The following is a 12,445-nucleotide window of genomic DNA, read 5'->3' as shown; positions in this document are numbered from 1 at the left end:
TCATCAATATTTTCTCGAAGAAAAAAGGAAACACCGACTTGATAGTGAGGGTCGTTTATTTCTTGGTTGACTTCTTCTAAAATTTCAATTAATTCTTCCATTGGAAAATATTCTTCTATTTCTTCTGTAAACTGGCGAGGTTGATATTCAGTCAGTTGGATAATTTGGGGATATTTCATATTGCGAAAATACAGCTATAACATAGATTTTTTACAGGAAGAGATGTTTGGATAAGTGTCTATCTAATTTTCTGATTTTGACATGAAATCTTTAATTTTATTCCACCGAAACTCATCGACTTTTTCTGGTTGAGTAAAAAAATACTCCTCTAAATATGGTTCAATTTCCATTTGCCAAATATCTTGTATTTCCTCATCAATATTTTCTCGAAGAAAAAAGGAAACACCGACTTGATAGTGAGGGTCGTTTATTTCTTGGTTGACTTCTTCTAAAATTTCAATTAATTCTTCCATTGGAAAATATTCTTCTATTTCTTCTGTAAACTGGCGAGGTTGATATTCAGTCAGTTGGATAATTTGGGGATATTTCATATTGCGAAAATACAGCTATAACATAGATTTTTTACAGGAAGAGATGTTTGGATAAGTGTCTATCTAATTTTCTGATTTTGACATGAAATCTTTAATTTTATTCCACCGAAACTCATCGACTTTTTCTGGTTGAGTAAAAAAATACTCCTCTAAATATGGTTCAATTTCCATTTGCCAAATATCTTGTATTTCCTCATCAATATTTTCTCTAAGAAAGAAGGAAACGCCGACTTGATAGTTGGGTTCATTTATTTCCTGGTTGATTTTTTCTAACTCTTGAATTAACCCTTCCACTGAAAAATTTGTTTCTATTTCTTTGTGATATTGGCGCAATATTTCGTAGTTAGGAGAGAGGGTGATGAAAGCAAAGCGACGACGGAGTGCATTATCTACTAAAGCAATGGATCGATCAGCAGTATTCATCGTACCAATAATGCGAACATTTTCAGGAATGCTGAATAACTCTCCACTACCAGCAAGGGGAATTTTTGCATCCCGGTATTCCAGGAGATACATAAGTTCGCCGAAAACTTGGGAAAGGTTAGCGCGGTTAATTTCATCTATGATGAGTACGCAGGTATCTTGAGAGAGTGCTGCTTTTTGACAAAATTTCAGGAAGCGACCGGGAACAACAGGATAGGTGAGTTTTCCGTCTTGGGTTTGCGGTCGAATACCTTGAATAAAGTCTTCGTAGGTGTAAGCAGGGTGAAATTGAATGAGTTCCCAGAAACCGTCACCTCCAGCAGTTAAATGTTGAGCGAGTTTTTGAGCGAGGAAAGTTTTGCCGATACCGGGTGGACCTTGGAAAATGGCTTGTTTTTTGCAGTTGATAGCGCGTATCCATTGGGTGAGTTGTGCTTCGGTGATGTTGGTTTCTTGGGAGCATTGGGATAGGGGGTATCTTATACCAGTTACACTTAGGTACTCATATATTACTGGCATTGGGTGATCGTATTTTGCTAGTAAAACTAACGGAAATAGTTTCTGAAATATTGATACTATATCTTTGCTTAATTCAAAGAAAGAAAAATTTTTGTAACTTTTTCTCCTAAATAAATCAACTTTTGCCGTAACAACAATACTTCTAATATCATTATTTATAATCCATTCCCCCATTTCAGGTTGTTGATTAAGAGTTTGATGGTCATCAGTTGTATATGCAAATTCTAGAGGATACTTTTCTCCAAATTCTGTAAAAATAGAGTTTGTTTCTTTATGATACTGATAAATATTGTTTTGAAAACGTTGCCGAGTTTGTTTATCAATGTCATTAAATGATATCAAAAAACCTATTAGTAATTTAGAATTTCCTGCATCAGTCAAAAATAATAAACCTGCTTGTGTCCTAAAAAATAGTCCTCTACTTCTGATAGACAATAATTGAGATAAATGTTCGGCTTTAATAGATATAATATATTTAGTAATATATCCTGGTAATTGTTTGAAAACTGGTTCGCGTAAACGTTGTAAAAACTCTACTTCAATTAGTGAATCTAAACTCTTACGAGATAGTTGTAATAAAAGCTTATTTATTTCTACCTCTGACAGCTCTGAAAGCAAGTTAGAAAACTTTGAATAAAAATCTTCATTAGGCATATTACTATTCTGTCAGATATTCTATGCTTTAGATATTTTAGTTAATTTATATGGCATTATAAACTAATTGTGGAAACAATTCAATAGCTTTAAAACAAAGTAATCTTAAATTATGAACACAATCAATGAATAAAATTAGGTTAAAATATTAGTTATGAGCAAATTTAAACAAGGTAAATTTGAACAATAATTAAATATAAATGAGTGAAACCTTTATACTTAGAAACAAGTTTTATTGGCTATTTAACCGCCAGACCAAGACAAAGTCTAATTGTTGCTGCTAATTAATATGGCAGTAACCAGAGAATGGTGGAATACTCGCCGAAGCAATTTTGAAATATATGTCTCTCAAGTCGTATTTTTGCCATAACTTTGTAGCAATATCATAGTCAATTTTATCTGGTAGAAACTGGTGATGTCTATATTCAGTAAGTTCGATAATTTCGGGAGATTTCATATTGAAAAAAACCAACCATAACAGAGATATTTTTACAGGAAGAGATGTTTGGATCACTGTCTATCTAATTTTCTGATTTTGACATTCGATGTTGAATTTTATCCCACCTAAATTCATCAACTTTTTCTGCTTGAGCAAAGAAATATTCCTCTAAATATGGTTCAATTTCCATTTGCCAAATATCTTGTATTTCTTCATCAATATTTTCTCGAAGAAAAAAGGAAACGCCAACTTGATAGTTGGGGTCGTTGATTTCTTGGTTGACTGCTTCCTATGAAAACAATTTACTAGCTTTCAAACATTGTTAACACAATAAAATTAGGTTTTAATTTGCTCATCACTAAATTTAAACAAGGTAAATTTGAACAATAATTAAATAGCAATGAATGAAACTTTATACTTATAAACAAGTTTTATTGGCTATTTAACCGCCAGACCAAGACAAAGTCTAATTGTTGCTGCTAATATGGCAGTAACGAGAGAATGGTGGAATACTCGCCGAAGCAATTTTGAAATATATGTCTCTCAAGTCGTATTTTTGCCATAACTTTGTAGCAATATCATAGTCAATTTTATCTGGTAGAAACTGGTGATGTCTATATTCAGTAAGTTCGATAATTTCGGGAGATTTTATATTGGAAAAAGCCAACCATAATAGATTTTTTTTGACAGGAAGAGATGTTTGGATCACTGTCTATCTAATTTTCTGATTTTGACATTCGATGTTGAATTTTATTCCACCTAAATTCATCAACTTTTTCTGGTTGAGCAAAGAAAAATTCCTCTAAGTATGGTTCAATTTCCATTTGCCAAATATCTTGTATTTCCTCATCAATATTTTCTCGAAGAAAAAAGGAAACGCCAACTTGATAGTTGGGGTCGTTTATTTCTTGGTTGACTTCTTCTAAAATTTCAATTAATTCTTCTATTGGAAAATATTCTTCTATTCCTTCGTGGTATTGACGTAGTATGTCATAGTTAGGAGAGAGTTTGATGAAAGCAAAGCGACGACGGAGTGCATTATCTACTAAAGCAATGGATCGATCAGCAGTATTCATCGTACCAATAATGCGAACATTTTCAGGAATGCTGAATAACTCTCCACTACCAGCAAGGGGAATTTTTGCATCCCGGTATTCGAGGAGATACATAAGTTCGCCGAAAACTTGGGAAAGGTTAGCGCGGTTAATTTCATCTATGATGAGTACACAAGTATCTTGAGAGAGTGTTGCTTTTTGACAAAATTTCAGGAAGCGACCGGGAACAACAGGATAGGTGAGTTTTCCGTCTTGGGTTTGCGGTCGAATACCTTGAATAAAGTCTTCGTAGGTGTAAGCAGGATGAAATTGGATGAGTTCCCAGAAACCGTCACCTCCAGCAGTTAAATGTTGAGCGAGTTTTTGAGCGAGGAAAGTTTTGCCAGTACCGGGTGGACCTTGGAAAATAGCTTGTTTTTTGCGATCGATGGCGCATATCCATTGGGTGAGTTGTGTTTCTGGGAAGTTGGTTTCTTGGGAGCATTGAATTAGAGTGTGTTCTGGTTGTAAATTATACCTCTCCAAAAATACTGATTTTGGAATGGCAGGGTAAGGGTTTGAGAACCTTTTCTGGAGATGTTTATTTGTTGGAGTGGAATTGATTTTTTCATCTTGATTAGTTTCATAAATATTGTCTGTACTGTTTATATTTTCACTAGGAAAATTGTATTTTTTCACAGCTACTAACCAATGACAAAACATATCAAATAAATCATCATCTCGCATCGCAGGTATATTGTGTTTCTGCATTTCTTCAGCTAACTCTAAAATTAGATTATGACCAGTGAGATTAATATATGGGTATTCAGTTAGCTTTTCAGTATATTTTGTGTTACTTAAATAATTAATTACTTTGATCGTTCTATCATTAATTAAAAGAAAATCATCCGGTTTGAGTGCATTCAAAATAGGTGTCATTTTTCCTGCTTGAAATCTTCCAGAATTTGGTAATTTAGAAAAATTTTTACAAGCTAATAAAAATTTATGATAATCTGTAATACAGGAATTTACAAAATTATAAATTTCTCTAGCAATAACAGACCAATATTCTTGCTTTTCCCAACCTTGATTTGTAGACCATTTAAACCATTCAGTTAAATCAATATTGTTTGATTCAGTAATGTGAGTCCATGCACCCCTTTGTCGATTTATGGGAGTATTAGTATGAGGTAAAAGTTTGAATCTAACCGATTCAGTTATGTCTTCCCCTGCCTTAACAGCAGCAGTTATTTCTGCAAAATTCCGGCGACCTTGTTGACGTTGTTTTTCATAAGAAGCTCTATGATTTAATCCTTCTGGGCTATAGGGATATGAGTCAGCAAATTCCTGGAAAAGTTGAATAAATAAAGTTAGTTGTTTAATTGCCATACACAGTTATTTTTATTTTTTAATTAGGGCTTGCTGATTAATTCTCGCACGTATTGATAAATATAAAGTATTAGCCTTTTTGGGGTTAAAAAAAGTACCAGATTTTCAGTGCCAAGAGCTGCAAAAAGCTAGTATTTTGGGCTGACTATGGTAGAACAATCTTGGGACAAAACTTAGCTCCTGCCTCCTCGTTCATTCCTCTAACTCCTGTCTCCTGTCTCCTGTCTCCTACCCCTACTAAAAGACTAGTGAAGCGCAAACCCTAATTATTCAAAATCATAATCTACCAATCTCTTAATAATTTCCCATTCATCCGGTTTTAAATAACGATAACTTTGGGGAGGTCTAAAATTCTTCAATTCTTCCCTTAGTTTTTCTAATTCGACTGGTTTTTTAAAGGTATTGCTTTTTTGGAAAAATATTCCTATGCCAAATTTTACTCCTGAATAATAATCATAAAATTCTTCATGGGTAATTCCTGCTTTGCCCTCTACTTCTTCCCAAAGGTAAGAAACTTCTTTTTTAATAATGTTTTTGATTTTAAAGTAACCAACTACGGCTTTTTTAGGAGATGAAACATAAACTATAACTAAATCATCTTTCTCTAGATCGGGAAAAACACGACGTAATTCAACTTTTTTTGTTTTCTGGTAGAAAATTTGATCAGCATATTCTGGCTTTATAGATAAAAGAACTGTATTTGACATACTTTTAGAATCCTTTTTACTGTTACGTTGCTTGCTCGTATATTTGGGCAAATTCATCTGGTGTTATTTTAAATAATCCTTGAACAGTTGTACGCTTTTTTAGTATATTTTGAAGCTGTTTTAAAGTGAGATTATTAGTGAATATTTGAGTATCACTAAATCGAATAGCCATTATATCTTCATTAGGTTTATTCTTGGTAATTTTTATTAAATCTTCTAATTTATATACACCTAGATTACGAAATTGTCTATATAATTTTTCTGGTTTGTCTATTATAACTTCATCTAATAGAGAACAAGCTTTAATTACTTTTGTTGTTCCGTATGGAAAAGATTCATCATTGCTGACATACCATATAATTCTACCAATTACACCAGGTTTTAAACCTCTCTTAGAACGATAAAATACAAGTTCACGTTTAAGTGCTAACTCAGTTTTAGAGCCAAATAACCAATTATTAGCTAACTCTTCATCAAATAAATCTTTTGCCCAAAATGCTTTAATAGGAATAATCCATGTAGGAAGATTAGCATCAATTATTTTGGCAGGCCATAAGTATTTCTCTATCATAAAATATAATTCTTTTTGCTCATGTTCATTTTCTACTTTTTTCTGAAGAAGTTGAGATATTTGATGACAAAATTTATATTCTTTTCCTAAGCTAACGGCTAATTTTTCTAAATCTTGTGATAGTTGATTTGCTGTTTTAGCTATAGCCATATTAGCTCTTAAGTAAGTATGATTAAATTCTACAAAAGTTCCATCTTTATGAATATTTCTAATAACTGCTTCTGGCAATAATGGATCTGTTATCTTAGTGAAATTTCTTTCTTCTCTCGCAGAAATTGATATAGATTCAAAAACTAAATGATTAGCTATAGTGGGAGTTATAGAAGTATCTACAACTCTCATTAATGGAATTTCTAACTCATATTTTTTACGCCGATCATACACAATGAATGCTAAAGGTTGTTTTTCTCCTTCAAAAACAAAAAAACAATCAAATTTATCTGTTTCTGTAATAAAGCGAAGTATTTTTTGTTGAAAATCAGCCTTAGTTTCACCCAATTTATCAGCTCTAAAATATTTATTTAAAAGCTGTTCTTGCCCTATAGTAACACGGGATTTTTGTAGTAGAGTACCTGCTAGACGAACAGGCTGATATTCTGTCTGTCTACGAATTTCATCCACTTGAATAATCAAATCTCTAGGATGAATAATAGAGACATTAAACTGTTCATAAAATTCATCCGCTATATCTAAGAGACTGCTATTATCAGTTACAAAAATGTAAACATCTGATCTAATAGCTTTTTCTATATAGCGAATATCCGACTCACTAATATTAATTTTTCTTTGTTCAACTAAATTTTTAATAGACTGAAATTTTGAGGAAGATATTTTATTTGCTGATAAAATAGTAAAGAGCTTTTTCGCTAGGTTTGTGAAGTGCTTTCTCTCATATTTATTGTCAAAAAAAACATTTATTTTATTAAAAATTTCATCTGTCAAACATAACTGTAAGTCAGGGTCTAACCAATCAGCAAGTAAAGATTGAGCATCTTTATTATTATTGTCACTATGATAAAAATCAAAGAAAATTTGTGAGTCTATAGCAACATATAATTTATACTCACGTTGATGAGCAGTAGCATTGGAAAACAAATTTGAATGATGGTGATCGAACCACCAATACGCATTAAGTTTTTCAGGAGTTTTGGCTGGTTTATCGTACTGAAAAACAAAACCTAACTTAGACCAAAAATCACTCAAATTAAAATCACGACGACAAGTTAAACCAATACCACTATATTTTTGTTGAGTAATTTCAACTAAATAACCAAATAACTTTTTAGCTACTCCTTTACCTTGATAAGAATGAGCAATACATAAATGAATAATACCAACTCGGTTATATGAAGTTGCTACTCTATATAATAAATACCCAACGCAACTTTTATTAGAGTCAATAGCTACAATTATTTGGCGACATTTTGCATAATTATTAAAAGCTTTTCTAGGGAGAAAACCTAGAGTTTCTCTATTAGTATCACCCAATTCAATAACAGCTTGCAAATGGGGAGATTTTTCGTCAATTTCTATAATTTTTATTTGTTCTGTCATTTTTGATCCTTGTTTAAATCACTTAACTAGACTTAGGTATTCAATCAATACAATCATAGACAGCATAATATTTGTAGCAATGAATTTTTTATTATACTATAGAACCCATTGTTTAATAATAATTAAAGTCCAACTAAAATAATGAGTAAGTTAATAGCTTTTGGATGGTATGGAGGAAAATTTAATCATCTTGATTGGTTATTGCCACTGTTGCCAGAAACGCAACATTACTGTGAACCTTTTGGTGGTTCGGCAGCAGTTTTATTAAATAGAAAACCCTCTGCTGTAGAAACCTATAACGATCTAGATGGAGAAGTTGTTAACTTTTTTAGAATGTTACGGGACTCTCAAGAAGAACTAATTCAAGCGATCGCTCTTACTCCCTTTTCTAGAGAAGAATTTAAAATAGCGCTGACACCACCTACAGAAAAAATTTCTGACTTAGAACGCGCTCGTCGCTTTTTTGTCCGAGCAAGACAAGTCAGAACAGGATTAGCTCAAACTGCGAGTGTAGGACGTTGGGCACATTGTAAACTGACAACCAGAGCAGGAATGGCGGGTGCTGTTTCCCGTTGGTTAGGTAGTATAGAGGGATTATCGGAAATTGTGCAAAGGTTACTACGGGTGCAAATTGAAAATTCTCCAGCTATTGAAGTTATCAAACGTTTCGATAGTGAGGAAACACTTTTTTATTGCGATCCTCCCTATCCTCACGACTCGCGGACCGATACAAAAGCTTATGGGTATGAAATGACCGATGACGAACACAAAAAATTAGCTGAAGTGTTGCATAGTGTTCAAGGTAAAGTTGCCATTTCTGGATATCATTGTCAATTATTTGATACGCTTTATCAAGACTGGTATTGTATTGATGCTCCAGCAAAAAAAGCTCATTCGACTAATACTGGTATCGACGGAAAAAAGCAAAACCGGGTTGAAGTTTTGTGGGTAAATTACCGAATAATTAATAATTAATAATGAATAATGAATAATTAAGAGTTGATAGTTAATAATTATTCATTCAATAATTCAGGTTTAAAGCCTCCCCTTTTAAGGGGATAAAATAAAAAAAATCCTTTTAGTCAATCCTCTTCTTTTAAGAAGAGGTAATTATTAATTGTTAATTGTTAATTGCTGAACAAAGATTCAATTCCAACAAGATTGCTGCAACTTTCATCACAGGTCTGGCTAATTTTTATACTCCTTCTAATCCTTTTTTTAGTGCCTCAACAGCTTCATCTATTAAACTTTTATCGGGCTTCGGTTTCTTTAATTCTCCTTCTAACATTTCTACAGGAATTTCTATTTGTTTTTTCTGAATTAAACTGAGAGAATTTGTTGAGGAAATTTCCTGTTTCAGTTTTTCTAATTCGGCTAATGCTGTATCTATTTCGTTTGAACTTTGTCCGAAAGATTAGGATTTATTGAAAGATTGATGTATGTTGCCTTCAGCTTGAGCCAGTTGACCTTCAACAGGACTATCAGTAATTGTCATTATTTTAGATACAGTTGGAGGGGGTGAATTATCTGTATTTTTAGATGCTTTTGTTTCCTGAATATCAGAATTATCACGTCGAGGTCGATATCTAATTTTTGGAGTTTCTGACTCAGGAATTCCTTCTAAATTCAGAGAATTACGAGCAAATTCAAAAGATTTTTCATAGTTTTTTCCTGCTCCTAATGCTTCGTAAAATGCTGTGGCAAAATTAATCGCTGCTTTATCTCCAATTGCTTGATTCATACCAATAACACAGTCAATATATTGATGAATTGCTTTGGCTTGTTCTTCGCTATAGCAGGCATTGAGAATTACACATTCTACTTGCTGTTGAAAGAGTTTAAAAAGTTGGGCTAAGGCTTCACTACTAACGAGTTTGCTTTTGCCAGAATCATCTTCTAAAACTAGCCTTTTACTTCTTGTACCATGACCAGAAAAATGCACAATTGCCTTTTCGTTATCTTCTAATTCTAATAATGTTCGTCGTAAATCTTTGACTCGAACGGCTAATTTACTGACTATTTGAAATTCGTCTCGTTTTTTTGATTGTTTCAAGACTTCGTCAATTTCGTTATGCTCTTTATCTAAACGTAACTGACTTGAATCTGTGGGATTAGATAAGAAAATGAGTATTTTTTTCATGGTTATAATTTCCTTTAATTAATAGTTTGTAGTTGGGCTTTAGCCCTTCTAGATATTTTGATTATCAAGTACAATTACATACAATTATGATGTCATTATTTCAGTCAAAAAATTAGTGATAATTTAGTGCTGTTCCACACTGGGAACAAAAGTTATAATCATGTGGATTTTTATGTTGGCAATTCCTACATATTTTATGTGAAATTGATTCAGGTTCTGAAGTCTGAACTTGTTTTGATAAAACAGGATTTAATTTTTCTAAAATTGGTTTGTTTGCTAAGTCTATTGACTGAGAAATTTTCACAGGACTTTCTGCAAAAGTTTATGGTTTAATCTTAGCAAAGTGTTCCAGTAACATCCGGTGAATAAAGATGTAACCTCCGCCAACTTTTTGCATGAATATTAATTCTGTGGCGTAGTCAAGAAAACGAGCATAATTCCAGGGAGCAAAGCCTTTTTGATAAAGCATTGAACGTAAAGTTAAGTGTTGGAATACAGCATATCCACCTCCAAAAATTATCCCCATTATTAGACCAAATGGCATAGAAAATCTTGAATATCCAAAATGTATTACTTGAGATATTTCTTGAGTAATTATAATCTGCAAAAGAATTATAATTAGCTCTATACCTAATCCTAGTATTCCTGCCACTATAGTCATAATTATCCCCAAAAATAGAGCATTAAATGCAGATTTTTTTAATCCTTGATTGGCTACCTTTTTAGTTTCTATTTCTGGTCCTTTTAATCCTTCAATGAGAGCATATAAAAAACTCAAAAATATCAAAAAAGTTAGTACAACAAAGAACCCAATAAACGGTATAAAAAGAATTAGTATCACAGATAAGTGAAAACCCCGCGCAATAAACAGCATAAAACTCAGCAAAAAAAACGGAAAAAAAATTATAAAAGAAATCAGCAAAAAAATTATAAAAGAAATCAGGTCAAATTGGAAATTTTGTATAAAATTCAGATACAGCCCTCTAATGTCTTGTCTTATGGCTTTTATGAACCTTTGACTAGACCATTTTAAGCTTTCAACAGTTTTAATTTCCGCTCCGGTCAGCCCAGAAATAATCCCAGAAATCAGCACCACACCCGGCACTACACCCAGTCCTACAGTTAGCCCTACACGAAGCAAAACAATCAACCCTACAGTTAGCCCTGAAGCTAACATACTAACAATGAAATAAAAAATATGTTCTCCCTTCTTTTCTAACCAAGTAAATTGTATTTTCTCAATCAAAAACACAGTTTGAGACTCCTGCACCATCCGAGTCGCCAACCAAGTCAGCCAACGTTTGGTTTCCTCTGGCTTATATTTCATCGGCGGAGTTCGTCCATGAGGGTGAAACATCCGCTCAATATAAGTATCAAAAATATGCTGACGACGTTCCTCAATAGAACCCATTGGAGATAAATTTTCAGCAGACATATCTTTGTAAGCAATGCTGACAATACTTAGAATCAGAGGAGATTTCATCATCTCTTGCAGAGCTGTATCTTGTTGCAATAAGGTTCGCACACCCTGTAGTTGTGACCCTGCTTTATCTAAATATTGGTTAACTTGTTCTGATGTCAGAGGTTGAACATAGATAGCACCCCGCATTTTCAAACGAGTCGGGAGAGCTTTATAATCTTTGATGCGACTACAGACTACCATCTCAACTAACCCATAGTCTTGCATAAATTGATTAATTGCCTGGACGCAAGCTTCTCGATATTCTGCTTTCACCTCATCTAAACCATCAAGCAAAAGTAGCAGTTGTTGCTCTTGCACCCATCCTTTACCCGTAGGCTTATTTATATGATATTCACCGTGAAGTTCATCAACTAACCAGTCAGCGATTTTTTGCCGCTTTTTTGCCCAAGAGGATAAGTTTAAAACTACGGGTATAGGTTGATTCAAGCTTTTATCCCTTTCAGCAATTAGCTCCCGTGTCAGTTTCAACAACATGGTTGTTTTCCCCGCTCCGGGTTCACCTAAAATTAGTAGAGTTCGCCGTTCTCCCATGCCACCGAATGCAGTATTTATTCCTCCAGTTGTAGATACAGGTTGTTGTGACTCTTGGGGGGGAATTCCAATCTTGCTAAAGGGACGTTTGACCAAATCATCTCGTGTTTCCAGTCCCAGGTCAATCATAGCTTGATTATGCAGAGACCTTTCTAAGACATCTTTTACCCAATTTTTTTGAACTTGGTCTAGTAGTTGTTTGCGCCAGCGATATTCTTGCTGAGTTGAAGGTTTGACTTCTCGACGAAACAAACCAATATTGAATGCAAACTGAATTAAATCTCGTCCAGCTTGACCAACTTGACCTTCGACGGAGGCAGCACCATCAATATTTATGCGTTGATGGAAATTTGATTGTTGGTTCATAAGTTGCTAATTATTAAATGTAGAAACTTTTCTCTCAAATAACCTCCATCAACAAATAGGTTATTTCAGGCGGTTAATTACTAA

General features: G+C 33.5%; 11 protein-coding genes. 1 reads left to right on the top strand and 10 read right to left on the bottom strand.

The genetic code is table 11. From position 1 onward, the window contains the following. Positions 1-242 precede the first annotated feature (242 nt). The 7 genes from F6K15_RS07865 to F6K15_RS07835 form a co-directional block, all read right to left on the bottom strand. Positions 243-551, bottom strand: a complete 309-nt coding sequence (locus F6K15_RS07865; protein ID WP_293059351.1) for a hypothetical protein — start codon at positions 549-551, stop codon at positions 243-245. Between the two features lie 63 nt (positions 552-614). Beyond that, positions 615-2,147, bottom strand: coding sequence for an McrB family protein (locus F6K15_RS07860; RefSeq protein ID WP_293059348.1), 1,533 nt, complete (start codon positions 2,145-2,147; stop codon positions 615-617). Between the two features lie 280 nt (positions 2,148-2,427). Then, a complete protein-coding gene (locus tag F6K15_RS07855) occupies positions 2,428-2,661 on the bottom strand; it encodes a hypothetical protein (RefSeq protein ID WP_293059345.1) in 234 nt (77 codons plus the stop codon). A 391-nt stretch (positions 2,662-3,052) separates the two neighbouring features. Then, positions 3,053-3,295: a hypothetical protein gene (locus tag F6K15_RS07850; RefSeq protein WP_293059342.1), complete on the bottom strand. Its 243-nt coding sequence runs from the start codon at positions 3,293-3,295 to the stop codon at positions 3,053-3,055. A 7-nt stretch (positions 3,296-3,302) separates the two neighbouring features. After that, positions 3,303-5,009, bottom strand: a complete 1,707-nt coding sequence (locus F6K15_RS07845) for an AAA family ATPase (protein WP_293059339.1) — start codon at positions 5,007-5,009, stop codon at positions 3,303-3,305. A 266-nt stretch (positions 5,010-5,275) separates the two neighbouring features. Then, complete coding sequence (locus F6K15_RS07840; protein ID WP_293059337.1) at positions 5,276-5,716, bottom strand: ASCH domain-containing protein; 441 nt, start codon at positions 5,714-5,716, stop codon at positions 5,276-5,278. A gap of 22 nt (positions 5,717-5,738) precedes the next feature. Then, on the bottom strand, positions 5,739-7,841 hold the full coding sequence (locus F6K15_RS07835) for a GNAT family N-acetyltransferase (RefSeq protein WP_293059334.1): 2,103 nt from the start codon (positions 7,839-7,841) through the stop codon (positions 5,739-5,741). 141 nt (positions 7,842-7,982) lie between these two features. On the opposite strand from F6K15_RS07835, the gene F6K15_RS07830 reads away from it, so the two are divergent. Continuing rightward, positions 7,983-8,816, top strand: a complete 834-nt coding sequence (locus tag F6K15_RS07830; protein ID WP_293059331.1) for a DNA adenine methylase — start codon at positions 7,983-7,985, stop codon at positions 8,814-8,816. A gap of 439 nt (positions 8,817-9,255) precedes the next feature. On the opposite strand, the gene F6K15_RS07825 is transcribed toward F6K15_RS07830, so the two are convergent. The 3 genes from F6K15_RS07825 to F6K15_RS07815 form a co-directional block, all read right to left on the bottom strand. Next, a complete protein-coding gene (locus F6K15_RS07825; protein ID WP_293059328.1) occupies positions 9,256-9,981 on the bottom strand; it encodes a CHAT domain-containing protein in 726 nt (241 codons plus the stop codon). Positions 9,982-10,093: 112 nt separating this feature from the next. Continuing rightward, the gene (locus F6K15_RS07820; RefSeq protein WP_293059325.1) at positions 10,094-10,285 is read right to left on the bottom strand and encodes a zinc-ribbon domain-containing protein; all 192 of its coding nucleotides are present in this window, start codon (positions 10,283-10,285) and stop codon (positions 10,094-10,096) included. An 18-nt stretch (positions 10,286-10,303) separates the two neighbouring features. Beyond that, complete coding sequence (locus F6K15_RS07815) at positions 10,304-12,361, bottom strand: NACHT domain-containing NTPase (RefSeq protein ID WP_293059322.1); 2,058 nt, start codon at positions 12,359-12,361, stop codon at positions 10,304-10,306. Positions 12,362-12,445: the final 84 nt, after the last annotated feature.

The sequence above is a fragment of the Okeania sp. SIO2B3 genome (assembly GCF_010672525.1).
In the GTDB taxonomy this organism is placed as follows: domain Bacteria; phylum Cyanobacteriota; class Cyanobacteriia; order Cyanobacteriales; family Microcoleaceae; genus Okeania.
The sequence above is the reverse complement of the archived record's forward strand: the minus strand, read 5'-3'. Positions and strand labels throughout refer to the sequence as shown.

Excerpts from the sequence above, each read along its gene's own strand:
- F6K15_RS07840 (WP_293059337.1), bottom strand. The coding sequence starts at position 5,716 with ATGTCAAATACAGTTCTTTTATCTATAAAGCCAGAATATGCTGATCAA.
- F6K15_RS07835 (WP_293059334.1), bottom strand. The coding sequence starts at position 7,841 with ATGACAGAACAAATAAAAATTATAGAAATTGACGAAAAATCTCCCCAT.
- F6K15_RS07845 (WP_293059339.1), bottom strand. The coding sequence starts at position 5,009 with ATGGCAATTAAACAACTAACTTTATTTATTCAACTTTTCCAGGAATTT.
- F6K15_RS07865 (WP_293059351.1), bottom strand. The coding sequence starts at position 551 with ATGAAATATCCCCAAATTATCCAACTGACTGAATATCAACCTCGCCAG.
- F6K15_RS07830 (WP_293059331.1), top strand. The coding sequence starts at position 7,983 with ATGAGTAAGTTAATAGCTTTTGGATGGTATGGAGGAAAATTTAATCAT.
- F6K15_RS07860 (WP_293059348.1), bottom strand. The coding sequence starts at position 2,147 with ATGCCTAATGAAGATTTTTATTCAAAGTTTTCTAACTTGCTTTCAGAG.
- F6K15_RS07815 (WP_293059322.1), bottom strand. The coding sequence starts at position 12,361 with ATGAACCAACAATCAAATTTCCATCAACGCATAAATATTGATGGTGCT.
- F6K15_RS07825 (WP_293059328.1), bottom strand. The coding sequence starts at position 9,981 with ATGAAAAAAATACTCATTTTCTTATCTAATCCCACAGATTCAAGTCAG.